The organism is Streptomyces sp. NPDC054770, from assembly GCF_053611985.1.
In genome coordinates this window covers 20,447-45,506 of the sequence record NZ_JBSHBL010000070.1, presented here as the reverse complement: position 1 = coordinate 45,506, position 25,060 = coordinate 20,447, and the positions used below count along the sequence as shown (strand labels likewise).

Here is a 25,060-nt window from a genome sequence, read left to right as displayed (position 1 = left end):
TTCCAGCCCCCGGATCAGGCCGGCCGCTCCCGCAGTTCGACAAGCGTCGACGCGGTCAGCCGCAGCGGGGCGTCGGCCGGGTCGACCAGGACGACCGTGCAGGTCGCGGCGTGGGCGAGTGCGGTGGTGAGGCTGCCGTCGGCGAACTGGGCGAGCGGTCCGCGCGGGGAGCGTCCGACGGCGACGGCACGGGCGTGGACCTCGGCGGCGTGCCGGGCCAGTACCCGGCCGGCGGCGGCATGGTCGCCGACGCTGTCCAGGATCTGACCGGTGGCGGCGAACCCCTGGGCGGCGAGCCGGTCGAGATGGGCGACGACGGCGGCGCGGGCCTCGGCGCCGCTCTCGGTGTCCGCCGCCGACTCCTCCACGACGGCGGTCCGCTGGACGTGGACCACCTCCAACGGGCTGCCGGTGTCCCGCGCGAGCCGGGCGGCGGTGTCCACGACGGCGGCGGCCCGCTCGTGGGCGCCGACGGCCACCCCGAGCGGACCCGACCCGGCCGCGACCCGCCGCCCGACTGGGGTGAGTGTCGGGACGACCGGCTCGCCGTCGGCCAGCCGGGCCTCCGCGTCCCGCAGCAGCCGGTGCCCGCTCGCCAGCACCGGGATCGCCAGCAGGAAGGTACCGGCGCCCAGGTAGAACGGCACGCTCAGGTCGGTCGCGTCGGCCAGCTTCCCGGCGACGTACGGGGCCAGGCCGCCGCCGATGAACCGCAGGAAGCCGTAGGCGGAGGAGGCCACGGGACGCTCGACCGGCGAGACCACCATCACCGCCTGCGTGGTCAATGTGTTGTTGACGCCGATGAAGATGCCGCTCACGATGACGGCGACGATCACGACCGAGGGCGTACCGACCCCCGCGGCGATGACGGCCATCACCGCGCCGAGGCCGACGAGGTTGGCGTAGAGCACGGGCGCGGTGCCGAAGCGGGCCTGCAGACGCGGCGCGAAGAGGACGCTGAACGCGGCCACGAGCAGACCCCAGCCGGTGAAGACCAGACCCAGTTGATGGGCGTTCAGCTCCATCGGGTAGGGCGCGTAGCCGAGCATCGTGAAGAAGCCCCAGTTGTACAGGAGGGCCATGATGCCCATGGTCAGCAGTCCGCGGTGGCGCAGCGCCGCGATCGGCGCCAGCGGCGAGGTACGGCGCTCCGGCTTGGGCAGCGCGGGGACGAAGGCCAGCGTCGCGACGAGCGCGATCGCCATCAGGACGGCGACACCGAAGAACGGCCCCCGCCAGCTGACGGCGCCCAACTCGCCGCCCAGCAGCGGGCCGACGGCTATGCCGAGGCCGAGGGCGGTCTCGTACAGGATGATCGCGCCGGCGAAACCGCCGCTCGCCGAGGCGACGATGACGGCCAGCGAGGTGGCGATGAACAGGGCGTTGCCCAGTCCCCACCCGGCGCGGAAGCCGACGATGCCGTTGATCGAGCCGGAGGCGCCGGCGAGAGCGGCGAACACGACGATGATCGCGAGCCCCGTGACGAGGGTGCGCTTGGCGCCGATCCGGCTGGACACCCAGCCGACGATCAGCATGGCGACCGCGGTCACGATCAGATAGCTGCTGAACAGGAGCGAGACCTGACTGGGCGAGGCGTGCAGGCTCTTGGCCAGCGCGGGCAGGATCGGGTCCACGAGACCGATGCCCATGAACGAGATAACACAGGCGAACGCCACGGCCCACACGGCCTTCGGCTGCCTGAAAGGGCTCGCGGCCCTCGGGTGCGGAGCACTCATCGACGGTCCTCTTTCCGGGTGCGGACGGGGTGGTTTCTCCAGGGGGCCAGCGGGCCAGGGGGCCAGGGGTTCAGAGGGTTCAGTCGCGGGCCCGGCGGTCCTCGATCGCGCGGGCCAGGGCGGGGAGGGCGAGCCGTACGGCCCGCTGTTCGGGCTCGGTCAGCTCCTCGATCAGTTCGTGCAGGGCATGGGCGCGTTCGGCGCGCCGCTGCCGGAAGACGTCGAGGCCGGTCGGGGTGATCTCCACGCGGACCCCCCGGCCGTCGGTGCTGTCCGCGCTGCGCGCCACCAGCCCCGCGCGCTCCAGCCGGCCGACGAGCTGGGTCATCCCCGGCTGCGAGACGCCCTCGGCACGGGCCAGTTCGGTCAGCCGCAGCGGCCCCTCCCGGCCCAGCCGGGCCAGCGTCGCGGAGGCGGCGGTGCTCAGACCGCCGGCGGTGGCGCTCTGCCGCACATGCCGCACCAACTGCTCTACCGCGATCATCAACTGCTCGGGCGCCCCCGTGGCGCCCTCCACACCTGACCTGCCGACGACCCGCTCATCCATAATGACATTATGCATATAGCTGTACTGTGAAACAAAGAGCCCGGTGTCCGGGGGTTGGTTGGTTCACTGTCCCGCACCGGCCGGGGCGGCAGCCCATCCGCCGCCCCGGCCGGCGGGTGCTCACTGGCCCGGCGTGAGGATGTACGTGTTCAGGGTGCCCACCTGGGCCAGCGGGGTGGGCGACCCGGTGTCGTACCGGTCCACGGCTATGTAGTTGGGCTTCTTCCGGGCGGCCGGAGTGCAGAAGTTCTGCGCCCGGTTGAGGACCTTGCCGTTGTCGGTGGCGGCGGTGCCGGCGATGGGATAGTCCCGGAACTGGTTCATCACGAACAGCGGGTGGAAGGCGGACGAGTCCGTGGTGAGCGGTCTGTCGGTGCCCCAACGGCTGTAGCAGGACCAGTCGGAGTCCCCGAGGCCGCCGCCCATCGACCAGTAGTTCTCCACGGTCCACTCACGCTGGTACATCACCCCGAAGGTGTCCCGGGTGGTCCAGCCGTTGGCGGTGTCGCTCGCCCGGGTCCGGTCGCTGAAGATCAGCAACTGCTTGCCGCGGGCCGCGAGATCGGCCATGGTGGGCCAGCCCTTGGCGGCCACACCGTCCTGGTCGGGCCGGTACAGCACGTCGGACAGGCCGTTGACGGAGGCGAGGGAGGACTTGAGCACGTCGGAGGAGGCGTAGTCCTCCAGGAAGACGGTGGCGAACTGGCCGGGGTTGGCCTTGAGGAAGTCGACGATGCGCTGGAGGTCGGTGGCGAGCGGCACCGGGCTGCTGACGCCGTCGCAGCTGTTGTGGCAGAGCACGGCCTGGCCGGAGACCGTGTAGTCGTCCAGCATGAAGCCGCGCACCCCGTCGGACAGTTGCCTGCTGATGCCGTAGTTCTGGTTGGGGAAGAGGCTGACCGGGAAGGACGCGAAGTTGCCGTCGGAGCTGTTGGCGAAGGCGTTGTGGGCGGTCAGGAAGGTGACCTGGTCGAGGGTGCGGGTGTCGGCGGAGGGCATCGCCGTGGTGGCGTAGGAGACCGGGGTGAGGTACCAGCGGGCGAGGTCGCCGGAGGAGCCGATCTGTACGGCACCGGAGTCCGAGGAGGAGCCGGTGAGGTACTGGGAGGTGCCGGGAACGGTGACCGAGTAGGTGCTGCCGGCGCCGGCGCTGATCGTCCAGGTGGTGCCGTCCGCGCCGCAGGCGGCGGTGACCGCGGCGGTGCCGCTGCGTCCCAGGCAGGTGCCGGACTCGTCGGCGTTCTGGAGCTGGTAGCCACCGCTGACCGCGACGGCGGTCCACTGCTGGTGGTCTTCGTTGCCCTTGGGGTTGTGCGCGGCGACGGTGCCGCCGCTGTCGGCGGCGTTGAGGCCGGTGACGTAGTTCTGGAGGTAGACCGAGGAGGCGGGGACCGCGGCCGAGGCGGTGCCCTGGAGGAACACGGGCGCCGAGAGGGCGAGGGCGGCGGAACAGCACAGGACGCGCAAGGGGCGCAGACGCACGGGGAAATCCCTTCGCTGTGGCACGAGTTGCCGATGGTGACAGAGCCATGACTTACCCGCCGGTAGGTGCGCCGCGCCAGTCGTCCCACCTGAATTCCTCGTCACACAACAGGATTTGACTTGCCGTCATGGATCTCCGTCTCCTGCCTGCCGGAGATCCTCGGCCGCATCACGGACCTGTCCTGAGGGCCGCACCGGGCATCGCGGCCGACAGGGACTGGACGCGTCGCTCACCGGCACCGATCGTGGGAGCTATGAACGATCACGAGGAGACCGACGAGATCCGCCGTTTCCGGGAACGCCTCGGTCTGCCCGGACTGATCGACGTCCACACCCACTTCATGCCCGAACGCGTCCTGCACAAGGTCTGGAACTACTTCGACACGAACGGACCGCTGATCGGCGACCTCGAGTGGCCCATCACCTACCGGCGAGAGGAGGCGGAACGCACCGCTCTCCTCCGGGAGTTCGGCGTCCGGTCCTTCACCTCGATGCTCTACCCGCACAAACCCGGCATGGCGACCTGGCTGAACGCATGGGCCGCCGACTTCGCCGGCCGTACCCCCGACTGCCTGCACACCGCGACCCTCTTCCCCGAGCCCGGCGTCGAGACATACGTCCGGGCGGCCGTCGAGGCGGGCGCCCGGGTGTTCAAGGCACACGTGCAGGTGGGCGGATACGACCCCGGCGACGAACTCCTCGACCGGGCCTGGGGCCTGCTGGCCGACGCCGGGATCCCCGTGGTGATCCACTGCGGCTCCGGTCCCGCCCCCGGCAAGCACACCGGCCCCGGTCCGGTCGCGCGGGTACTGGCACGGCATCCGAGGCTGCGGCTGATCGTCGCGCACATGGGGATGCCCGAGTACGAGGAGTTCCTCGGCCTCGCCGAGCGGTACGCGGAGGTGCGGCTGGACACCACGATGGCGTTCACCGACTTCACCGAGCGGTTCATGCCGTTCCCGCCCCCGGCCCTGTCCCGGGTCGCCGCGCTGGGCGACCGTGTCCTGTTCGGCTCCGACTTCCCCAACATCCCGTACCCCTACATGCACCAGCTCCACGCCCTGGAGCGGCTGGATCTCGGCGAGGAGTGGCTGCGGGCGGTGTGTCACGACAACGCGGCACGCCTGTTCCGGCTGTGACCGGCACCCGCCCGCAGCGTGGCGGAACGCCGGGCCGGCACGGTCAGGCCGACGGCTCCTCGGGCGCGGCGACGACCACGATGCCCGCCTCCTCCCTCTCGAACAGACTCACCAGTTCAGTAAGGGCGACCGGCTCGTCGCCGTGGTCGACGTTGTGGTCGATCAGCACGACGGGCTGCTGGAAACCGTCCCGCTCCGCGGGCACGAAGTCGGTGACGGTCTCCCGGCGCACCAGGACGACACGGCCGTCGTGCAGGGGATCGCGGGGGAGCCGGTCGAGATGAGCGCGCAACGCGGCCGGACGGGAGGCCAGGTCCTGGGCGAGCACGTCCCGGCGGGCCAGCAGGGACACGGAGAGCCGGTTCCCGGTCCGCTCGTACCGGGCCGAGAGATCCTCCGGCAGCAGGTAGAACACTCCCGCCTCGCCTTCGTGCCCCCGGTTCAGCAGCAGGCAGGCCATCCGCTCGGCCGGATCGTCCAACGTGTGGTCGAGGTCGAGGATCACCTCCCGGGCGTCCGGGTCGAGTGAGGGGATCTCGCTGATCCACATGCGGGCGGAGCCGTCCATGCGCGGAATTCAAGCACACCGCCTCACCCGGGCTCGCAGGCCCGCTCACCCCCCGATGAACCGCACCGTCTCGGTCACTTCGGCCCGGCCGGTGCGGACCCGTGGCACACCCTCCCTCTCAAAGCCCACCGCGAGACCGCACAGCAGCACCAGGTGGTCGTCGGCCCCGACCAGCCGGCTGACGGACCCGCGGTACATCGTCCACATCACCTGGGGGCAGCTGTGCAGCCCTTCCGCCCTCAGCAGCAGCATGACCGTCTGGAGGTACATCCCGGCGTCCGCCCACTGCCCGGGACCCATGGCCCGGTCCAGGTAGCAGAACAGCACGACCGGCGCCCCGAACGCCTCCGTGTTCAACGCGGCGATCTTCACGGGCCGTTCCGGGTCCCGGCGCTCGATGCCCAGCGCCGCGTACCGCTGGGTGGCGGCCTCGGCGAACCGGTCGAGATACGGCGACGCCAGCTCGGCCGGGTACATCGGGTACTCCCGCTCGTCGCCCGGGTCTCCGGCCCGGGCCCTGGCTGTCGCCTCCCGCTTCAGTTCGGCCAACGGCTCGCCGGTGACGACGTACACCTGCCAGGGCTGGAGGTTCCCGCTCGACGGCGCCCGCCGTGCCGCGGCCAGCACCCGTTCGAGTACGTCCCGGGGTACCGGCTCGTCGCTGAACGCGCGCACCGCCCGCCGGCTGTCCACGGCCTCGTAGACGTCCACACTCACTCGTCCCCTCACCACAGCCCCGACGGGCGGCGGACTCAAGAAAGTTCAACGCTGATGAGGCCGCGCAGCAGTGTGCGCAGGTGCCCCGGCATGTCGATGGCGTCCGGGCTCAGCAGCCACTGGATCTGCAGCCCGTCGATGAACGCGATCAGATCCGCCGCCAGCCCCGACGCCTCCACGTGCGGACGCAGCAGCCCGCGACGTGCCAGGTCGTCGACGGCCGACTGCATCTGCCCGCGGGCGCGTTCGTAGCGGGTGACGAAGTACGGGCGCGCCGGGTGGTCGGCCGCGGTGGCCTCGCTCGACAGCACCGCGAACAGGCTCACGATCAGCGGGTTGGCCTGGTTGTGCGCGACGAGCCGGATCATGCTGGCGAAGTACTCCAGGCCGTCCTGGGTGACCGCACCGGACTGGAAGAAGTGCTCGTCGTCCTGGCGCTCGCGTTCTTCGAGGACCGCCTCCAGCAGCGACTCCTTGGTCGGGAAGTGATGCAGCAGGCCCGCGCGTGAGACACCGCAGGCGGCGGCGAGCTGCACCATGCTCGCGTTGCGGTACCCCACCTGCCCGAACGCGGTGAACGCGGCCTCGATGATCTGGGCGCGCCGCCGTTCCCCCTTGGGGTAGTTCCGCGGGGCCGTCGCCTGCCGAGCAGTGTCCCGTGCCATGAACGAAATGCTAACGACCTATAGAAACCATCACCCCTGTCGGTATTCTGTTTCCCGGCCGTCCGCCCCGAGAGGAGTCCCATGTCGACACCACAGTTGTCGGTTCAGCTCTACTCCGTACGCCACGCCCTGGAGGCCGACCAGGACGCGACCCTCGGCCGCCTGGCCGCTCTCGGCCTGAACAACGTCGAGGCCTTCGCCTTCGTGCACCGCGCCGACGAACTCGCCGACGCGCTCGCCCGGCACGGCCTGTCCGCGCGCACCGGCCACGCCGGCTTCCTGTCACCCGACGGCGCGGCCGCGGCCTCCCTGGACGACACGTTCCGGGCCGCCCGGCGACTGGGCGTGGAGATCCTCTTCGACCCGTTCGTCCCCGCGTCCCGGTGGGCCGACGAGGAGGAGATCGCCCGCACCGCCGCCCTCCTGAACGAGGCCGCCGAACGCGCCGCCGACCACGGGCTGCGCGTCGGCTACCACAACCATTCGCAGGAGTTCGTCCACACGGTCGCCGGCGTCAACGCCTTCGACTTCTTCGCCGACCGGCTGAATCCGGAAGTCGCCCTGGAGATCGACCTGTTCTGGGCCTCGGCCGGCGGCAACGACGTCGTCTCCCTGCTGGAGCGCCTCGGTCCGCGGGTGCGTGCCCTGCATGTGAAGGACGGTCCCGTCATCGACGACCCGTTCACCTCCGGCGCCCCCTTCGACCCGGCGGACACCGGCCAGGTCGCCGCCGGCCGCGGGCAGATAAGGCTGGACGAGTCGCTGGCCGCGGCCCCGCACGCCGAGTACGCCGTCATCGAGTTCGACCACTACGACGGCGACATCTTCGAGGGCGTCGCGGCGGGCGTCTCCTACCTGAACGGGAAGGGCATCGCCTGATGGCGGCACGGAACCCGGTCGGCGTCGGCGTCATCGGCGCCGGCAACATCAGCGACCAGTACCTGACCAACCTCACCGGCTTCCCCGACCTGCGGGTACTCGTCGTCGGCGACCTCGACACCGCGCGCGCCGAGAGCCAGGCCCGCAAGTACGGCGTCGAGGAGTGGGGAACGGCCGCGGACGTCCTCGCCCACCCGGACACCGAGATCGTGGTCAACCTGACCGTCCCCGCCGTCCACGCGGAGGTCAGCTCGGCGATCCTGGCCGCCGGCAAGCATGTCTGGTCCGAGAAGCCCATCGCCGCCGACCGGGCCGACGCACGGGCCCTGCTCGACCAGGCGGCCGCGGCCGGCCTCAGGATCGGCGTCGCCCCCGACACGATTCTGGGCCCCGGACTCCAGACGGCCCTGCGGGCGGTCGCCCGCGGCGACATCGGCACCCCGCTGTCCGCACAGACGGTCATGCAGTACGCGGGACCCGACCTGTGGCACCCCGCCCCCGAGTTCCTGTTCGCCAAGGGCGCCGGCCCCCTCTTCGACATGGGCCCCTACTACCTCACCGCCCTGGTCTGCCTGTTCGGCTCGGTCGCCCGGGTCGCCGCGCTGGGCTCCACCGCCCGCACGGTCCGCACCGTACGCAGCGGTGAACGGGCCGGCACCGACTTTGCCGTGGCCGTCCCCACCCACGTCTCCGCACTCGCCCAGTTCGCCGGCGGCGGGGTCGGCCAGAGCGTGTTCAGTTTCGACTCCCCGCTCACCCGCACCGGATTCGTCGAGGTCACCGGCACCGAGGGCACGCTGGTCCTGCCCGACCCCAACACCTTCGCCGGCCAGGTCAGGATCACCCGCATCCCGCGACAGGGCCGCGACCCGGAGTGGGAGACGGTCACCGCGGTGGGCATCGAGGCCGGCCGCGGCCTGGGCGTCCTGGACATGGCACGGGCCATCCGCGCCGACGGCCCCCACATCGCCACCGGAGACCTCGGCTACCACGTCCTGGACATCATGGCGTCCATCGACGAGGCCGTCACCTCCGGCGAGACCGTCCACGTCACCAGTACCGCCCCCGACATCCCCCTCGTCCCCGAGGACCGGGACCCCTACGGGGCGACCCTGTGAACCCCATGGCAGGACGGGCCGCCGCGGAGCCGGCCCCACGGTGCCCCGGCAGGGCGGACGAACCTGCCGGGGCATGGGGGCGGTGGTCGACTGCCCCTGGTACCAGAGCTGGTTGCTGACGGGGGCCCGCGCAGCAGGACCGGATGTCGTCACCCGCCCCCGCGACCGGGGCCGAGGCCGGGGCCCGGCGCCACGGCCTCGGCGAGCGCGTCGCCGAGCAGGGCCGCTCCGTGGGCGGTGGGGTGCACCCCGTCGATCATGCAGGGCTCCGTCTCCTGCTCGAACACCGTCGAGAGATCGAGGAAGACGGCGCTCGGGAACTCCTCCGCCAGCCGCTTCAGCCCGTCCCGGTACGTGCGGTACACCGAGTCGATCGTCTCCGCGTAGTCGTCGAAGACGGTGGCGCGGTCGGTGAACGGGTGGTCGTAGTGGCGCCGCACCCAGGCCCGGGTGAACTCCTCGCCCAGGGCCGGGTGGAGAAGGGAGTGCGGCTGCAGCGCGCACACGAACCGGATGCCGTCCCGGGCGCAGGCGGCCGCCATCAGCGCCTGGTTCTCCAGCCAGACCCCGGCGCGCAGTTCGGCGCCCGACGCGGGGAACGCCAGTGAGTCCAGGGGCAGACGGCGTACGACGGACGGTTTGCGGGCGAACGGCACGCCGACGTTCCGCGCCTCCCCGGGGGCGTGCAGGCGCAGGAAGTGCTGGTGGTCGTGGAAGGTCCAGTTCAGCATCTCCGCGCCGGGCCCGTTCACCAGACGCATGGCGAAGAGGTTGTTGAAGTCGTTCCAGCCGGAGAGGCTGACGGCCACATCGGGCCGGCAGTACCGCAGCCGGTAGAGCAGCAGCGCGGACTCACCGCGCGACCACTCGCCGGGAGCGGCGAAGCAGAGCACCTCGCTGTCCGGCATCCGCCGGTGCAACGCGGCCGGAATGGTACGGGAGTTGTCCGGCTGCCCGAGTCCGTACAGGACGCTCCCGCCGAGCAGTACGACCCGGTGCCGGGTGCCCGGCTCCAACGACGTCGGCTCCACCATGCCGGGGATGCGCAGGAAGCCCAGCGGGCCGACGTCGAGTGTGCCGAGGGCGTCCACTCCCGCGAAGGCGCCGCCGCGGGGCAGAGCGCGCCCGGTCACCGGGTCGAACAGCTCCGGGGGCCGGGTCACGGGCCCGGTCCGGCCCAGCAGTGCGGCCAGCAACGCCCCGCGCCCGACGCGCCGCCCGTCCGGCAACAGCAGCTCGCGGGCTCCGGCACGGGCCGCGGCGCGTACGGCCGCGGCCCGGTCGAGCCTGGTGCCGTCCCCCCGGAACGCGACGAACCCGGTGACGCCCGCGGCCCGGATCCCGCGCACCGACCGTGCCGACAGCGCACCGGTGTCCAGCTCGGACCACGGCACCCCGAGCACGGCCCGGCCGGCGGCCGGGTTCTGCTCCTGCCAGCGCCCGGCCAGTTCGCCGGGCAGCACCAAGGGTCCCGGCTCCCGCCCCGCCGCGCGGACCTTCCGTACCACCGCGTCGAGGCCGCGCGGCCAGCCCTGGCACAGGAACGCCGTGGTCATCGTGGCTCCTGCGCGACGAGGGCGCGGGCCTGGCCGGGCACCGCGGCCAGCAGCCCGAACTCCCGCACCCGCGCAGCAAGTTCGGCGGCCCGCTCGCCGGTGACGGGGGTCGCCAGGCCGCCCGGGTCGTACAGGGCCGCCAGCGTCGCCCGCACGCCGAAACCCGGGTCGTCGGTGCCGAGCAGGCGGGCGAGGAAGACCGCGATGTCGTCGAAGGCGATCTCCCAGCGGGCGGGCACGGTGATCCGCAGTCCGGCCGCCCGGGGCCAGGGCGACCAGGCGGCCGGGCGGGCCCGGCCGCGCTCGGCCGCCTCCGCCCACACCCCGTCCAGGGCTCGCTCGCAGCCGGCCACCGACCAGCCGCGCCACCGTGCGGTCGTCGGCCGGAAACCGCCGCCGCGACCGTCACCGGAGAAGACCTCGATCTGCCGCTCGGCCTCCTCGACGCTGTCGGGGCAGTGCACGAAATTGCCGTAGATGAACGCACCGAGCCGGGCACGGGCGGCCGCCTTGTACTCCAGCAGGCGGGCCAGTGCCTCCGGTCCCTCGACCACCGCCGTCTCGACCGGCCGGCCGACCAGGTAGCGGCGCAGCAGACCGGCGGTGAGCGCACGCTCGTCGGGAAAGATCCGGTAGTACATGCCGGCCAGCTGGGCCTCGGTCATCTCGAACCGGCGGCGGCCGACGACCCGCAGCCCGGCCGCACACACGTCGGCGATCCCCTGATCGGCCATGCCGTGCGCGACCGCGTCCGGTTTGAACAGCAGCAACGACCGCTCCCGGGCACTCATTCGGCCGCCTCCCGGGCCAGGGCGTGGTCGGCGTAGGCGGGATCGCCGGTGACCTCCGCTCCGCACCACGCGGGTACGGCCAACTCCGAGTCCGGTGCGGGCAGTTCGACCTCGGCGAGAACGAGGCCGGCCCGGTGCACGTCGACGAACCAGACCCGGCCGGCGTACGGCACCCGGTGACGGTGTTTGACCGAGCGGCGGACCGATGACGACGCGAACAGGGCCGCGCCGAATTCCGCGGGCAGCTCGGCGTGGTACTCCCGGCGCACCAGCCCGCTGCCGCTGTCCTTGACGGTCAGCCGCCAGCCGCCGTGCCTGCGGCCCACCCGCAGCACGGTGTGCCCGTCGGCGAACAGGTAGGCCTGGACGATCTCGATGCCTTCGGTGCCCTCCACGACCGAGGGCTCGCGGACCAGGAACCTGCGCTCGACCTCCAGATGCGCCCTCACGCGGCCGCCTTCGCGGTCTGCCGGGATCCGCCGTGGGTTGTCATCGGGCGTGACTGCCTTTCTCCTGGTCGAAACGGTCGAAACGATTGACCAGGTCGAACTGGTCGGACTGGTCGAGTGCGGTCAGTTCGGTCAGGGCCGCGCGGTAGAGCGCGGCGTAGCGCTCGCCGCCGCCGGACAGGGCGAGGAAGAACCGGAGGCCCAGCAACAGCCGGACCCGCACCAGGTACCGCAGCTCGCGCGCGTGGTCGGAACCGCCGCCCAGGATCCGGGTGTGCGGGCGGTCGGCCGCATCGCCGGGACCGGCGGGATAGAGAGCGGAGGCACCGACGAGCGCACAGGCCCGCCCCCACAGGCGGGGGCCGGGGCACAGCGAGTCGAGGTCGATCCGCACCAGCCGACCGTCCCCGGTGCGCAGGGTGTTGTCGCGGTGCAGGTCGAAGTCGGTGACATCGGTGCGCTCGTGGAACAGCGCGTCGAGCCTGCTGTCGGAGGCGAGCGCGCGCAGTTGTCGTACCGCCTCGTTGTCCGGTCCGCGCAGCGCGAGGTCGACGCGGTCGCCGAGGGAACGCAGACCCGTGAACGGGTCGGCGGCGAGCCCCTCGGCGAGCCGGGCGTTGAAGTCGTCGTAGCAGCGCAGGAGTTCCCATTCCGCATCGGGGCCGAGGCGGTGCCCGAGTGCGGTACCGGGGACGAACTCGCGGACCGTGACGGCCGAGCCGTCGGCGCGGGCGGCGGCGGCCATGGGCGGGGGAGTGCCGGTCGCGGCGCAGACGGCCCGCTGGAGGGCGAGATAGCCGCGCAGCCTACCGCCGGTCGCCAGGCCGGGCATCACCTTGACGACGTACCCGGTGCCGTCCACCGTGTCGATGCGGTGGACGGCGGGCCGCCAGGTCTGCCCGAGCCGGCCGGGCCGCAACGCCCCCCAGGGGTCGTCCAGTTGATGGACGTCGTCGTGGGCGACGGCCACGGGCGTGGAACGCGGGCGTCGGTAGACGGTGTTGACCAGGCAGCGCAGGAACGCGGCATGGGTGATGACCAGTTGGCTGGTGCCGTAGAGGTCCGCGCCGCCGGGGCCGGTCGCGGCGGCGAGGAAGGCGACCGTCCTGGCCTGCAGCCGGTCGCCCGGTTCGGCTCCGGGGATGGCGTCGAGGTCGCCGCGGGCCGTCCACACCCGGTGGTGTCCGGGAAACCGGACGGCCGCCTCGGCATGGGTGAGGCCCTCCAGGACTCCGGCACCGGCCTCCGCGAGCAGGGCCGAGGTGACCACGGGCAGACCGAACCGGCGGGCGACGGCGCCCGCGGTCGCGTGGGCGCGCACCGCGTCGCTGCTCCAGATGGTCCGCGGCCCGGCGTCGTCCGGGAGCCCGGCGGCCCAGCGGGCGGCCTCGGCGGCACCGGCCTCGGTGAGCGGGGGAGCGGCGTTGTCCCCCTGGATGCGGGCCTGGGCGTTCCACTCGGACTCGGCGTGCCGGCGCACCAGCAGCCGTACCGGAGAGTGGGCGGGCGCGCCGCCCGGATGCGCGTGCACGAACGCCGTCCCTCCTCAGCTCGCCGCGGCGCGCGCGGTGTCCGTGGCGCCGTAGGCGGCCCAGACCGCGCGCCCGGCGTCCTGCCCCATGCGCAGGAAGGTGGAGCGGGCGGTGCGGTTCTCGGGATCGGACAGGATGCGGGCGACCCGGTCGTCCAGCTCCTCGAACGGCGTGTCGAAGACGCCCTGTTCGCGCAGATGGGCGTGGAGGGAGGTGACGGCACCGGCATAGACCAGCATGTCGCGCAGCTCGCGCTCGTTGTAGCTGCTGGCGGAGACGACGCGGAGCTTGTCGTCGGCCTTGATCCAGATGTCGTCGTCGGTGCGGTCGAGCAGGTCGAAGAGTTTGGTCTCCGGGATCGCCGTGAGGTGGTAGGAGTGCACCGACCAGGGGCGCAGCTCCTCGACGGTGAAGCGCAGCGACTCGCGCAGGCCGGCCATGTCGTCGCCGGGCAGCCCGACGATCAGCTCGGCGCGCCACGGGATGCCCCGGGCGGTGAGATACGGGACGTACTTCATGATCTTGCCGAAGTGGTTGCCGCGCACGTGCTTGGGCACGCTCGGGTTGGTGGTCTGCAGACCCATCAGGAGTTCCTCGATGTGGGACTCCACGAGCAGGTCGACGAACTCGTCGTCGAGGAACTCCGGGCGCATGTAGGCATTGAGCGCGATCTCGGGGGCGAAGTCACGGAACATGCGCAGGATCTCCTTGCCCCGGGCCGCCTTGCCGCCGAGGATCGGGTCGATCAGGAAGAGGCGGCGGATACCGCGGTCGCGCATGTTGGTGATCTCGTTGCGGACGAACTCGGTGTCGAAGGTGGCGAAGAACGGCAGGGTGTTGTGCCCGCAGAAGCTGCAGTCGTAGATGCAGCCGCGTGCCGTCTCGTACCAGGTGAAGTCGGTGTCCACCGGGTCGCCGGCCAGCATCTCGTCGAAGGCCGGGCCGAACAGCTCGACGCCGTGCGGGAGCCGCCGGTCGCGCCGGTCCGGGACGGCGTGCCGGTAGGCGTCCCGGCGTTCACGGCTGGCCGAGTAGAGGGGCTGGGCGAGACCGTTCGCCAGGTTCAGGCCGGTGAAGGACGAGTCGGCGGCGCGTTGTTCGCACAGCCAGGTCAGGGGTTCCTCGCCCTGGCCCATGGCGAAGACGGTCTGCTCGGGCCAGCCCTCCGGGTAGCGCATGGCGCGGGTCTCGGGGCCGCCGACGACCACCAGCGGGGGGCTCGGGGCGCCCGACAGCTCGGCGGTGAGCTGCCGGGTCCGCTCCAGCGTCCAGATGTACGCCGGCAGGCCCACCACGTCGAACCCCTCGGCCCGCAGCGCGGCCGCGGCCGTCGGCGCCGACCAGTCCCGCTCGTCGAAGGCCCGCAGCCGGACCTGCCACTCGGGGTGCCGGTGCCGCAGAAAGGCGCCGAGCCGCATGGCGCTGAGGGCATGGGTGATGGGGAACTCGGCGAAGCGCGACGAGTCGAAGAAACTGACGAGCGCGACTCTCACGGGGGTTCCTCCGGGTACGTCTTCGGGTCCGTCTGCCGGTGCCTCGTCCAGGGCGGCTGCGGCGGTCACAGCGAGTGCCGTACGGCGATCTCGCGGAAGTGCCGCAGTTCCGACGGGTCTTCGGGGAGTTCCGGCAGCTTCTTCTCGGGGTGCCGGGCGAGATAGTCGCGGGTGCACAGCGGGTCCTTGACCGCGCTGAACTCCCCGGTGGAGCGCTCCGGGTCGAAGCGGCCTATCTGGACGATGCGTCGCGTGGTGCTGCCCGAGCGGCAGGAACTGTAGATGTCGCAGCCGTCGCAGCCGGCCGGCTTCTGAAGGGCCTTCCAGAAGTCGGTGAGCTGTGTCGAGCCGTTCCAGAAGTCCCGCAGCCCGCTGAACTGGTCGTCGATGTTGCCGAGTTTGCGCGGATGCATCAGGCACGGCGTGACGCTGCCGTCCGGGTTGAGCGCGATCAGCTCCTGGCCGCCGATGCAGCCGGTCAGCCCCGGGATGCCGATGTCGCCGCAACCGGCCATCGGATTGCTGACGTTGGTGATGGCGATCTGCGAGCCGTAGGTGCGCTGCAGGGTGCGGATGTACTCGATGGTCGCGTAGTAGTCGTCGACCTGCTTGGCGTAGAAGCCCTGCTCGTGGTGGAGGCAGCGCTCGGGGTTGGCGAACTTCACCACGTCGGCGCCCGCGTCGATGGCCAGCTCGACCAGCGCCTCCAACTCCGAGTACGGCGTGGCGGGTTCGTACGTCGGCTTGACGCACACCCGCATGTCGGAGCCGACCTCGCGCTTGCGCCGCACGGTGTACCGCAGGGCGGCGACGACCTTGTCGAAGAGACCGGGACCGCGCACCGCCGCGAACGTCTCCTCGGAGGCGCCGTCGATGCTGAAGCTCACGGACTTGAGCTCGTTGCGGAAGATGATGTCCAGGGTCTCGTCGTTGATGAGGAGGCCGTTGGTGGCCATCGAGGTGTAGAGGCCCTGTTCGCTGGCGCTGTCCAGGTAGTTGGCCAGGGCACGCTTGTTGATCGTCGGCTCGCCGCCGGCCAGGTGGACCCGCATGACGCCCCACTGGGCGAGTTCCGCCATGAGTTCCCGCACCCGCTGTTCGCGCATGGTGGTGGGACCGAGGAACTCGGCCGCATAGCAGAAGGAATCCTGGCCGCATTTGTGTTTCGCGAGATTGCACAGCCAAGTGTAGTCGAAATAGATTTCCAGCGGTCCGCTGAGCCGGTCCTGGTAGGGGGAGTGGATCTCCCGGACCCGGCCGTCGAGCCCGAGGGCGCGCAGGTCGTCGGCGAGACTCTCCGGCAGTGTCCCGTCGTCCCAGTCGAGTCCTTCCCGTTTGCGCTCCACGACCCTGGTGACCAGGGCGTTCTCATGGCTCTCGCGGGGCAGGAAGAAGGCGTGCCGCCGATTGCTCCACAGGAGCGGTCCACAGAACTCGTGGCGCACGACGACATCCACGGGATCCAGCGGATCGATGACGGCCGGACTCGACCGGCGGACTACGGGCTCCGCAAGCGGGATGCGAGCGTTCACGTTGCTCCTGACGTGGCGTCGATGCGTCGGGGAGTTTCATCATGACAGAGCATTGACTGACCAATCAAGGGGTGGTGACTGGAGAGTCACATTTACTTGTCACAAACGTTGTTGGGGGTTAGCTTCGACTCATGGAATCCGAACTTCAGGCAGGCGCGGTCCTGCGCACCCCGCTCGACTCCCCGGCCGCCTGGCGCGGCGACCGGATGGCCTCCCGTCCCGGGGACTGGCAGGTCCGCCTCGCCGACGAGGACATCGCCGAACTCGCCGCCCTGGCCGACCGGCTGGCCGGCGCACCCGGCAACTCCCGCCCGCTGCACACGATCCCCGCCGGCGAGCTCGGGCTGCCCGGACTCGCCGAGAAGGCGGCGGCCTGGCGGGCCCACCTGGAGGACGGGCCGGGCGTGCTGCTGGTGCGCGGTATGCCGGTGGCCGGGCTGCCGCAGGACCGGGTGGCACTCATGTACTGGGCGCTGTCCAGCGCGATCGGTCTGCCGACCCCGCAGGACAAGCGGGAGCTGTACCTCGCCCACGTCCGCGAGGACGGCGCCCCCCGGCCCGACCGCTTCGCCTACCAGACCAACGTGGAGCTCCCCTTCCACACCGACTGGTGCGACATCGTCTCCCTGCTGTGCGTCACCACCTCCCGCACCGGCGGAGCCTCGCGCGTGGCCGGCTCGGGCACCCTCTACAACGAACTGCTCGACCGCCGCCCCGACCTGGTCGAGGCGCTGTACGAACCGTTCTGGATGAACAACCGGGACGAGAAGGACGGCGACCGCGTCCCCTACTACGCCGCCTCGCACGTCTCCTGGCTCGACGGCAAGCTCTCCTTCCGCCGCCGCCCCTCCTGGCGCCGCCGGGCCGCCGCGGGCGGTCAGCGCGCCTACCTCCAGCAGACCGACGGCACCGCCCCGCCCGAACCGAGCGAGGCCCAACTGGCCGCCCTGGAAATGATGGACGCCATCGCCGCCGAACCCGGTGTCGCCCTCTCCATGGACCTGGCCCCCGGCGACATCCAGTACGTCAACAACCACACCGTGCTGCACGCCCGCGACGGCTTCGAGAACGGCACCGCCCCGGACGAACAGCGACACCTGATGCGCATGTGGCTCACCGTCCCCGACGGGCGCCGCCTCACCCCCGCCTACGCCCGGGGCATCGCCCGCCGCCTCGAACCGCCCCGGCAGCCCGCCCATGTCTGAACCGCGCGGCCCCCGGCCCACCGACCCGCCCGAGGCCATCCTGTCCGGGACCGACTGGCAGGACCCCGGGCACACCGCCCGCGCCCTGCCCGAGGCGCTGCGCCGCTTCGCCCGCCCGGGCCGCCTCGCCGAACTGCTGCGCACCGCCCGCACCGACCCCCGGCTGCTCGGCCTCTCGGAGGTCCGCCCCTGGGGCAACCGCATGGTGCTCCACGAGGACCCGAAGTCCGGCGCCCGGCTGCGGCTCCAGCACTGGGCGGGCGGCGACCAGGACCCGCACGGCCGCCCGCACAACCACCGCTGGGCCTTCGCCTCCACCATCCTGCACGGCAGCTATGAACACCGGCTCTACGGCGACGTCTCCGACGTGGAGCGGCGGCTGGCGCACGGCCCCGCCCTGCCGCTGACGGAACGGACCGAGTCGGTCGGCAGCCTCTACGTCCTGGCCCCGGAGGCCGTGCACTCCGCGACGGCCGCGGCCGGCACCGTGTCGCTCCTGCTCCGGGGCCCGTCCGTCGGGGCGTACGCGGTGCGCCTCAACCGCACGCTGACGGCGTTCGCGGAGCGCAAGAGCGGCATCGCCCACGAGCGCCGCGACGACCTGCCCGCCCGCCCGTTCACCACCGCCGACGCGGACGCCATGGCGGCGCTCCTCAGCGGTCTGAGCGTGCTGGCCTGAGGTCCGCGAGCGCGGCGAGGGCCGCGTCGTACCGCCCGGGATGGACCAGCTCCCCGGTCACCAGCAGGAAGTCGGCGACCGGGGTCAGCAACAGAGTGCCGCCCTCGAAGGCACGCAGTTCGGCGGCGTCCCGGGCCCGGTCCGGGCGCCCGACGCCGGTCAGGGGGGTGAGCCGCATACCGAAGAACAGGCTGCGCGGATCCTCCGGACCGGTCGGCCCGGTGTCCTCCCGCAGCCACTGCGCACGCCGTGCCGACTCCCGTTCCGCGGCCGCGCCGAGACCCGCGGGCGGCGCGCCGAGGTCACGAGCCCGCTCCGGGTCCACGCCCGCCCACAGCCCGAGCAGCTCCAGAAGCTCGGGGGCCAGCTGGAACTCCTCGGCGTACCGGGCAAGTCGCGGCAGATCGACGTCGCGCCCCGGGGCCAGCGCCATCATCACGTCGACCACGTCCTTGCCGTTGAACGGACGCTGGAACCGCTCCTCGGCCACGGCCAGCAGACCGGCGGCCAGCGGGTCGTCCGGCAGCCGGGGCCGGAGCGGGACCGCGCCCTGGTCGCCGGTGAGCGCACAGGTGAGGATCTCCACCCGGGACTCGTAGTCGAGGAGCGGATCCGGCCCCGGCCAGCCCAGGGTCACCAGGAAGTGACGGCCCTCGGCCCCGAACATCGTCACGTCCATCTCGCTCGGGCCGTACTCGGCGGCGAGCGCGCCGACCACCCGCCACAGCGCCGCGGGATCCGGGACCACCAGGTCGAGGTCGTTCATCGGGCGGGGCAGGTCCTCGGGATACCGGGCGGCGAGCGTGAACCCCTTCATCGGCCGCGCGCCCAGCGGCTCGGCCGTGCGCTGGACGCGGGCGTAGAACGCGAGCCGCCCGGCCCGCCGGCGCAACTCGTCGGCGGAGCCGGTGCCGACCACGCCGTCCCGGGCGGCCGCCGTCATCACCAGCACCCGCAGAGCCTGCGAGACGCGGCCGGCCGCGGCCACCACGTGGTACGGCGACGCGTCCTCGTCGAGGCCGAGCAGGCCCCGGAAGAAGGCAAGGTCGACAGCGGGTGTGGTCATGTCGCGCTCCTCAGCGGTCGGTCGGGGCATGCCAGTAGACGTGGTCGGTCCGCCAGCCCCGCCGGTGCAGGGAGGAGACGACGCGGGCTCCGTGGTCCGGGCCCGGCCCCGCCGTGCGGTGCACGACATTGCCGAGCAGCGGCAGCCCGGCCCGCTCTGCCCGCGCCAGCGCGGCGTCAGCCAGCAGCCCGGTGAGGGCCCGGGTCCCGAAGGGGACGGGGACCAGGATGTCGAAGAGTTCGAGGTACTCGGTGCCGGTCACCTCGTCGGTGAAGGGCAGCAGCGTCGCGTGCCCGGCGGGCTCGCCGTCCGCCGTGAGCGCCACCAGGGTGTGCCGCCCGGGAGCGGCCAGCACCAGGTCGGCCTGCGCCTCGGCATCCCCGCGCGGCACCGCGAGGCCCCCCTCGGCGGCCCCGGTCTGGAACGCGTCGGCGATCCAGCCGCGGACCCGCTCCCCGTGCTCGGGCCCGGCCGGCACCACGGCAACGCCCTCGGGGCGGTCCCCGGACGCGATGCCGCCGGCGCCGTGGCGCAGATAGGTGAGGTGCTCCGTCCAGGGCGACCCCAGCCGTACCTCGGGCCCGGTGCGCAGCAGCACGCCGGAGACCCCGGGGTGGGCGGCGACGGCGTGCGTGCGCAGCGCCTCGGCCGCGTCCTGGGAATCGGGGGCGGGATCGGCGTACTCGACGAGACAGAAGTCCCGTCCGGTGAGCGCGTCCTCGGTACGGCCCAGCACACACTCCACCGCGCCGACGCGCACCAGCAGCCCGGCGTCGCGGCAGGCGGCGAGGTACGCGGGGTCGGCGTGCGGGCCGGTCATGCCGCGTCCGCCGCCGGGCGCACCACGGTGGTCTGGTGCTCGGCGATCGCGGCGGCGGCCAGCCGGACCTCCTCGGCCGTCACCTGCTCCAGGGCGCGGATGCCGTCCGCCACACTCCAGGGCCGGGTTCCCAGTGCGGTCTCCTGGCTGAGCGTCAACGCGTGGTCCCAGGGCCGCTCGGCCCGCGTCACCAGGTCCATGACCGCCTGGCGCCGGGCCACCGCGAGATCCTCCGGACCCGGACCGCGGCCCGCGACCGCCAGCAGCAGCTCCCGCACCACTTCCTGGGCCCGGACCAGATTGCCGTCCTCGACCCCGGCCAGCACCCGCCACGCCCCGCTCTCGGCGTAGCCGCGCGACCAGGTGGCGAAGGCGTAGACGAGCCCTTCCCGACCCCGCAGGGTGCGGTACAGCATGGAGGCCGGGGAAGGGCCCAGCAGATGGGCGAGCACGGTGTAGGCGTGCCGGCGGGGATCGTCCACGGAGGGGGCGCGGCCGCCGGTCGCGAACCACGAGAACCCGTCGGAGCCACCGGTCCTCGGCCGCCAGGGCTCGACGGCGGGCTCGGGCAACGGCACCGCGGCCGGTACGGCGACGGCCCTCGGGGCGGGGCCGGCGACATGCTTCGCGACCTCGTCCGGCCCGGTGCCGCCCGTGCACACCAGGGCCGTACGGCGGTTGAGGAACACCTCCCGGTGGACGGCGAGCACGTCCGGCAGCCGCAGCCGCCGTATCTCCTCGGCCGTACCGCCGACCGGCCGGCCGAGCGGATGCCCCGGGAAGAGGGCCGACAGGAAGGCGTCCTGCGCGGTGTCGCTCGGATCGGCGTCGGCCGCGGCCAGTTCCTGGAGGACGGCCTGCCGCTCGGTGTCGAGCACGTCGTCGTCGAGCCGCGGTTCCAGCACGGCCCGGGTCAGCAGCCCGGCGACCTCGGGGACATGGGCGCCCAGCACCTGCACCTGGAAGAACATCCGGTCGAGCCCCGTGATGGCATTGGCCTGGCCGCCCAGTCGCTCGACCCGCTCGCTCAGCGAACTCCCGCCGTCCAGCGGCGCCGACATCAGCAGATGTTCCAGCAGGTGCGCGACCCCGCCCTGCCCCTCCGGGTCGTCACGTGACCCGAAGCCGACGGCCAGACACAGCACGCTGGTCCGCCACCGTTCGTCCCCGTCGCCGTCACCGACCATCTCGACCGGCAGATCACTGGTCATCGCGCTCCATACACCTTCGCTCGGAAAGGACCCGCGTTGATGGGGTACCGCTGTTCCCCGTTGCTGCCGCGCGACGGCGGGTCGTCCCGCGAGCGCGTCGCTGCCGGGAAGCAGTCGTGTCGCTTCCCGGCAGCGGGGCGGTCGTTACTTGACCGGCTTCACCTTGACCTTGTCCAGGCGGGGACGAAGACCGGTGGCGTGGTTGCGCTCCATGGTGGTGCACCTCCTTCCGAGGTTCGGGGCCGAGGGACGGCCGTCCGGAGGCACGGGCCTCCGGGGCCGGCCACCGGTGACGCTCCATGGCGAGCACGGTCGCGCACCGGCAGTTCAGGGGGCGGGGCGGCTTCAGGTGCCGAACTCGATCGCTCCGGTCCGCCGCCCCCGCCGGGCGACCCACCCGAAGCCGAGCACCGCCACGGCCAGCCAGCCGGCGCCGGTGACCGCGCCGAGCAGGGCCTGGAGGAGCACCCGGTCCGGCGGGGCGCCGTCGAGGACACCGCGCAGCGCGTCGAGTTCATGGGTGAGCGGAAGAACCTGGGCGACGGCTTGGACCGGCGGCGGCCAGTAGTGGACGGGCACCTGGACTCCGCAGACGGCCATCATGCCGAGGTAGGCCACGTTGGAGACGACGTTGCGCAGGCCCGGCCGGTCGGCGACGACCGCTGCGAGGGCGAGCCCGACGCAGTAGGTGCCGAGCGAGGTGAGCAGCACCAGCGGTACCGCGGCGCAGGCACTGACCACCGTCCAGCGCAGGCCGAAGACGGGGCCCAGGGCGAACAGCGCGACGAGTGAGGTCGCCGTGCCGCTGATCACCCACTGGAGGCTGCGCACCACGAACGTCCAGGCGAGCCGGGCGGGCGCGGCGACGAGCAGGGGCAGGGTGCCGAGCGACCGTTCCCAGGCGCTGGAGGCGACGACCATGGTGGCCTCGACGGCGCAGACCATCAGTGCGTTGCCGGTGACGAGGAACCGCTCGTCGCCGCCGGCGCCGGTGAGGCGGCCGGCGAGGGTGAAGAACACGACCTGGCTGAGCATCCGGACGAGCCAGCCGAACAGCCAGGTCCGCCAGGTGTAGACGGCGGCGAGGTCGGCCACGGCGATGGCGCTGCCGTGCCGCAGGAGGGTGAGCGCCTCGGGGCGCGGACGGGCGGTCACGCGTGCCCCAGGGTGCCGAGGACCCGGACCCGGGCCAGCACCCGGCGCAGCAGCAGTCCGGCGCAGCCCAGACCGGCCGCGGCGAGCAGCCCCAGGGCCAGCAGCTGCACCGGCAGGTCACGGGGCGGCTCGGCACGGAAGGCGGAGCGCAGCAGATCGGCCGACCAGGACAGGTAGACGAGCCGGCTGACCGGGTGCAACCAGTGCGGCAGCACCCCGGTGGGCACCACGATCCCGGACAGCAGATAGAGCGGAAAGCTCAGCGAGTTCTGGTACGGCCGCCCGCCCCGGGTCAGCACCAGCAGCGCGGCGATCACGGCCGCCGTACAGGCGGTGGTGAGGGAGGTCGCGAGGATGCCGAGGACCAGCGGGAGCGGATGACGCATGGTCAGGTGGACACCGAAGCAACGGCCGACCGCCCAGGCCTCGGCGAAGGCGAGCAGACCGGTCGCGGTCACCGCGCAGATACGACCGGCCACCACCTGGGCGAGGGGAGCGGGGGCCGCGACCGTGGGCTCCAGGGTGCCGTTGTAGCGGTCGCGGTCGATCAGGTCCCCGGCGGTGAACAGAGCCGTCGACCACAGGGCCATCAGCGTCGGCGCGATGATCGCGTCGGGGGCGAGGTCGGGCCGGTGCGGGGCGTCGGTCATGGCCAGCAGCACGAGCGTGTACAGCGGCACGGTCGCCAGCATGTGCAGGTCGCCGGGCGAACGGCGCAGCAGGGCGGCCTGGAGGCTCAGGCCGGCGCGGAAGGCGTTCACCGGACGACCTCCATGCCACGGTCGCCGATCAGCCGGAGGTAGACCTCTTCGAGGCCGGGCCGGGCGGTGGCAAGTTCCGTGACCCCGGCGTCGAGGAGCAGCCGCAGCACAGGCGCGAGTGCCTCCCGGTCCGTGACCTCGATCAGGGTGCCGGTGCCGTCGGCGCCGTCTCGTACGGAGGTGACGTCGGGCCGGGTGCGGAGCGCGGCGGCGAGCCGCGCGGGCACCCCGTTCGCCTCGATGCGTTCGTGCCGGGACAGCAGGGCGCCGAGCTCCCTCGGGGTGGCGGTGTGCAGGATGCGGCCGCCGTCGATGAGGGTGGCGCGGTCGCAGACCGTCTCGGCCTCCGCCATGTCGTGGGTGGTGAGCAGGACGGACCGGCCCTCGCCGCGCAGTTCGCCGATCAGGGTGCGGAAGCCGCGCGCGGAGACGGGGTCCATCCCGGTGGTCGGTTCGTCCAGCAGCAGGACCCGCGGGTTGTGCATGAGTCCGCGGGCGAGGTGCAGGCGCTGCTTCATGCCCCGGGAGAAGGTCTCCACCCGTTCGTCGGCGTGCCCGGAGAGCCCGAACCGGTCCAGCAACCCGGCTGCCCGGCCGCGGAGTTCACGGCCCGGCACGCCGTACAGGGCGCCCCAGTAGAGGAGGTTGCGGCGCGCGGAGAGCCGGCCGTACAGTCCCCGGTCGCCGCCGAAGACGCAGCCGATCAACGGGCGGACGGCGGTGAGTTCGGTGACGACGTCGTGGCCGAGGACCCGCGCGGTGCCGGCGCTGGGTACCAGGACGGTGGCCAGGATCTTGCAGAGGGTGGTCTTGCCGGCTCCGTTGGGGCCGAGCAGGGCGTGCACCTCGCCCGGGCCCACGGTGAGGTCGATGCCGTCGAGGGCGGTGCGCGGGGTGGTGCGGCCGCCGCGTGACGACGAGGGGAAGTGGCGGCGCAGTCCGAGGACGTCCACGGCGTTCATCGCGGCACCTCCGCGAGGGGCGGTGCGTCGAGCAGCCGGGTCAGGCCCGATTCCGCGACGCTGCCGGCGCGGTATTCGCACATCACGTCGAGTCGCTCCGGTGATCCGTCGTATCCGGTGGGAGCAGGCGTCTCGGCGATCCGGGCGAGGACGGGCAGCCCGGTGGCCGCGGTGAGCCGGACGGCGAGGGCATCGGCGGCGGGGCCGGTGGCTACCCGGTTGAGGACGAGGCCGAGCAGCAGCCGTCGCAGGCCGGGGGTCAGGCGGTCCCGTAACCGGGTCAGGGCGGCCGGATCGGCGGTGCGGGCGTCGGCGACGACCAGCACCGGCAGCCCGGCCCGCTCGGGCAGGAGCTGGTTGGCGAGGTCGGCCGCGGCCGGCAGGTCACCGGCTCCGGCGGCGCCCTCCACCAGCAGCCACGGTCCGGGCCGGCGGGCGGTGAGCCGCTGGAAGCCGTCCTCGACCGCATCCTGGCAGACGCGCCGCAGCCGGTCCGGCAGGCTCGTGAGATCGAGGCTGTCCGCCCCGGTCACCGCGGCCCGCCCCAACCGCCGTCCCCGTACGTAGAGTTCGCCGTCGGGAGCGCCGGGGGCGGCCAGGTCGACCAGGACCGGGTTGTGCCACCACTCGGGGACCACGCCGGCGGCCGCACAGCTCTGCACGACACCGCGCCGCCAGGGTGGCAGCGACCTTCCGGCGGGTTCGTCCGGGGCGACGACGGCGACAGCCTTGAACGGGGCACAAGCTGTCCCGCGCCTCTGGAGAATGCGCAGAATTCCGATCGAAACACCGGTCTTGCCCACCCCGGCGCCCATTCCGAGGACCGTGAGACCACGCCCGCCGAATGATATGGATTCCGCACTCTCCACGCCGGGCCCGTCCTTCCTCGTGCGATGCTGGCGTCTGCCTGCCGAACCATGGTCACATGTTCGTGACTTGAGAGTCAATAATGGAGTCACATTTCTTTCGGTGGGATGCGGGCTGCGACATGCGGGGT

24 protein-coding genes are annotated in these 25,060 nt (G+C 72.5%); 5 read left to right on the top strand and 19 right to left on the bottom strand.

The features are described from left to right. Positions 1 to 14 precede the first annotated feature (14 nt). The 3 genes from ACWGKQ_RS40320 to ACWGKQ_RS40310 form a co-directional block, all read right to left on the bottom strand. Complete coding sequence (locus tag ACWGKQ_RS40320; protein WP_453297035.1) at positions 15 to 1,736, bottom strand: MFS transporter; 1,722 nt, start codon at positions 1,734 to 1,736, stop codon at positions 15 to 17. Between the two features lie 79 nt (positions 1,737 to 1,815). Continuing rightward, positions 1,816 to 2,283 (bottom strand): MarR family winged helix-turn-helix transcriptional regulator, encoded by a 468-nt coding sequence (locus ACWGKQ_RS40315; RefSeq protein ID WP_453297034.1) that lies wholly within the window; start codon positions 2,281 to 2,283, stop codon positions 1,816 to 1,818. Positions 2,284 to 2,403: 120 nt separating this feature from the next. Next, positions 2,404 to 3,759: an RICIN domain-containing protein gene (locus ACWGKQ_RS40310; RefSeq protein ID WP_453297048.1), complete on the bottom strand. Its 1,356-nt coding sequence runs from the start codon at positions 3,757 to 3,759 to the stop codon at positions 2,404 to 2,406. A gap of 260 nt (positions 3,760 to 4,019) precedes the next feature. On the opposite strand from ACWGKQ_RS40310, the gene ACWGKQ_RS40305 reads away from it, so the two are divergent. Then, on the top strand, positions 4,020 to 4,904 hold the full coding sequence (locus ACWGKQ_RS40305; protein ID WP_453297033.1) for an amidohydrolase family protein: 885 nt from the start codon (positions 4,020 to 4,022) through the stop codon (positions 4,902 to 4,904). Positions 4,905 to 4,947: 43 nt separating this feature from the next. On the opposite strand, the gene ACWGKQ_RS40300 is transcribed toward ACWGKQ_RS40305, so the two are convergent. From ACWGKQ_RS40300 to ACWGKQ_RS40290, 3 genes are read right to left on the bottom strand one after another with little or no spacing between them, the layout of a single operon-like run. Beyond that, positions 4,948 to 5,472 (bottom strand): hypothetical protein, encoded by a 525-nt coding sequence (locus ACWGKQ_RS40300; protein WP_453297032.1) that lies wholly within the window; start codon positions 5,470 to 5,472, stop codon positions 4,948 to 4,950. 45 nt (positions 5,473 to 5,517) lie between these two features. Beyond that, a complete protein-coding gene (locus ACWGKQ_RS40295) occupies positions 5,518 to 6,183 on the bottom strand; it encodes a nitroreductase (protein ID WP_453297047.1) in 666 nt (221 codons plus the stop codon). A gap of 41 nt (positions 6,184 to 6,224) precedes the next feature. Then, complete coding sequence (locus tag ACWGKQ_RS40290; protein ID WP_453297031.1) at positions 6,225 to 6,854, bottom strand: TetR/AcrR family transcriptional regulator; 630 nt, start codon at positions 6,852 to 6,854, stop codon at positions 6,225 to 6,227. An 81-nt stretch (positions 6,855 to 6,935) separates the two neighbouring features. On the opposite strand from ACWGKQ_RS40290, the gene ACWGKQ_RS40285 reads away from it, so the two are divergent. Together ACWGKQ_RS40285 and ACWGKQ_RS40280 are read left to right on the top strand one after the other, a co-directional pair. Continuing rightward, a complete protein-coding gene (locus ACWGKQ_RS40285; RefSeq protein ID WP_453297030.1) occupies positions 6,936 to 7,733 on the top strand; it encodes a sugar phosphate isomerase/epimerase family protein in 798 nt (265 codons plus the stop codon). Beyond that, positions 7,733 to 8,851, top strand: a complete 1,119-nt coding sequence (locus ACWGKQ_RS40280; protein WP_453297029.1) for a Gfo/Idh/MocA family protein — start codon at positions 7,733 to 7,735, stop codon at positions 8,849 to 8,851. Before ACWGKQ_RS40285 ends, ACWGKQ_RS40280 begins: the two co-directional genes overlap by 1 nt. A 149-nt stretch (positions 8,852 to 9,000) precedes the next feature. Here the strand turns inward: ACWGKQ_RS40280 and ACWGKQ_RS40275 are convergent, their stop codons facing one another. From ACWGKQ_RS40275 to ACWGKQ_RS40250, 6 genes are all read right to left on the bottom strand, one after another. Continuing rightward, positions 9,001 to 10,407: a hypothetical protein gene (locus ACWGKQ_RS40275; protein ID WP_453297028.1), complete on the bottom strand. Its 1,407-nt coding sequence runs from the start codon at positions 10,405 to 10,407 to the stop codon at positions 9,001 to 9,003. Continuing rightward, on the bottom strand, positions 10,404 to 11,198 hold the full coding sequence (locus ACWGKQ_RS40270) for a nucleoside-diphosphate kinase (RefSeq protein ID WP_453297027.1): 795 nt from the start codon (positions 11,196 to 11,198) through the stop codon (positions 10,404 to 10,406). The genes ACWGKQ_RS40275 and ACWGKQ_RS40270 overlap by 4 nt, the downstream gene beginning before the upstream one ends. Then, positions 11,195 to 11,647, bottom strand: a complete 453-nt coding sequence (locus ACWGKQ_RS40265; RefSeq protein ID WP_453297026.1) for a CYTH domain-containing protein — start codon at positions 11,645 to 11,647, stop codon at positions 11,195 to 11,197. The genes ACWGKQ_RS40270 and ACWGKQ_RS40265 overlap by 4 nt, the downstream gene beginning before the upstream one ends. A 40-nt stretch (positions 11,648 to 11,687) precedes the next feature. Continuing rightward, the gene (locus tag ACWGKQ_RS40260; protein ID WP_453297025.1) at positions 11,688 to 13,178 is read right to left on the bottom strand and encodes a histidine phosphatase family protein; all 1,491 of its coding nucleotides are present in this window, start codon (positions 13,176 to 13,178) and stop codon (positions 11,688 to 11,690) included. Positions 13,179 to 13,193: 15 nt separating this feature from the next. Further along, the gene (locus tag ACWGKQ_RS40255) at positions 13,194 to 14,672 is read right to left on the bottom strand and encodes a B12-binding domain-containing radical SAM protein (RefSeq protein ID WP_453297024.1); all 1,479 of its coding nucleotides are present in this window, start codon (positions 14,670 to 14,672) and stop codon (positions 13,194 to 13,196) included. Between the two features lie 65 nt (positions 14,673 to 14,737). Continuing rightward, entirely contained in the window at positions 14,738 to 16,204 is a 1,467-nt protein-coding gene (locus ACWGKQ_RS40250) for a radical SAM/SPASM domain-containing protein (RefSeq protein WP_453297023.1), read from the bottom strand. Positions 16,205 to 16,335: 131 nt separating this feature from the next. Between ACWGKQ_RS40250 and ACWGKQ_RS40245 the strand changes: the two genes are divergently transcribed. Both ACWGKQ_RS40245 and ACWGKQ_RS40240 read left to right on the top strand, forming a co-directional pair. Then, positions 16,336 to 17,409, top strand: coding sequence for a TauD/TfdA family dioxygenase (locus ACWGKQ_RS40245; protein ID WP_453297022.1), 1,074 nt, complete (start codon positions 16,336 to 16,338; stop codon positions 17,407 to 17,409). Continuing rightward, complete coding sequence (locus ACWGKQ_RS40240; protein WP_453297021.1) at positions 17,402 to 18,088, top strand: hypothetical protein; 687 nt, start codon at positions 17,402 to 17,404, stop codon at positions 18,086 to 18,088. Before ACWGKQ_RS40245 ends, ACWGKQ_RS40240 begins: the two co-directional genes overlap by 8 nt. Here ACWGKQ_RS40240 and ACWGKQ_RS40235 read toward each other — a convergent pair. The 7 genes from ACWGKQ_RS40235 to ACWGKQ_RS40205 form a co-directional block, all read right to left on the bottom strand. Then, the gene (locus ACWGKQ_RS40235; protein ID WP_453297020.1) at positions 18,063 to 19,154 is read right to left on the bottom strand and encodes a hypothetical protein; all 1,092 of its coding nucleotides are present in this window, start codon (positions 19,152 to 19,154) and stop codon (positions 18,063 to 18,065) included. The genes ACWGKQ_RS40240 and ACWGKQ_RS40235 overlap by 26 nt on opposite strands. Before the next feature lie 10 nt (positions 19,155 to 19,164). Beyond that, the gene (locus ACWGKQ_RS40230) at positions 19,165 to 19,974 is read right to left on the bottom strand and encodes a hypothetical protein (RefSeq protein WP_453297019.1); all 810 of its coding nucleotides are present in this window, start codon (positions 19,972 to 19,974) and stop codon (positions 19,165 to 19,167) included. Further along, on the bottom strand, positions 19,971 to 21,185 hold the full coding sequence (locus ACWGKQ_RS40225) for a M16 family metallopeptidase (protein WP_453297018.1): 1,215 nt from the start codon (positions 21,183 to 21,185) through the stop codon (positions 19,971 to 19,973). Before ACWGKQ_RS40225 ends, ACWGKQ_RS40230 begins: the two co-directional genes overlap by 4 nt. Positions 21,186 to 21,530: 345 nt before the next feature. Then, positions 21,531 to 22,340 carry an ABC transporter permease gene (locus tag ACWGKQ_RS40220; RefSeq protein ID WP_453297017.1) on the bottom strand — a complete coding sequence of 270 codons (810 nt, stop codon included), beginning with the start codon at positions 22,338 to 22,340 and terminating at the stop codon, positions 21,531 to 21,533. Next, entirely contained in the window at positions 22,337 to 23,101 is a 765-nt protein-coding gene (locus ACWGKQ_RS40215) for an ABC transporter permease (RefSeq protein ID WP_453297016.1), read from the bottom strand. The genes ACWGKQ_RS40220 and ACWGKQ_RS40215 overlap by 4 nt, the downstream gene beginning before the upstream one ends. After that, on the bottom strand, positions 23,098 to 24,063 hold the full coding sequence (locus ACWGKQ_RS40210; RefSeq protein ID WP_453297015.1) for an ABC transporter ATP-binding protein: 966 nt from the start codon (positions 24,061 to 24,063) through the stop codon (positions 23,098 to 23,100). The genes ACWGKQ_RS40215 and ACWGKQ_RS40210 overlap by 4 nt, the downstream gene beginning before the upstream one ends. Next, complete coding sequence (locus tag ACWGKQ_RS40205) at positions 24,060 to 24,725, bottom strand: hypothetical protein (protein ID WP_453297014.1); 666 nt, start codon at positions 24,723 to 24,725, stop codon at positions 24,060 to 24,062. Before ACWGKQ_RS40205 ends, ACWGKQ_RS40210 begins: the two co-directional genes overlap by 4 nt. Positions 24,726 to 25,060: the final 335 nt, after the last annotated feature.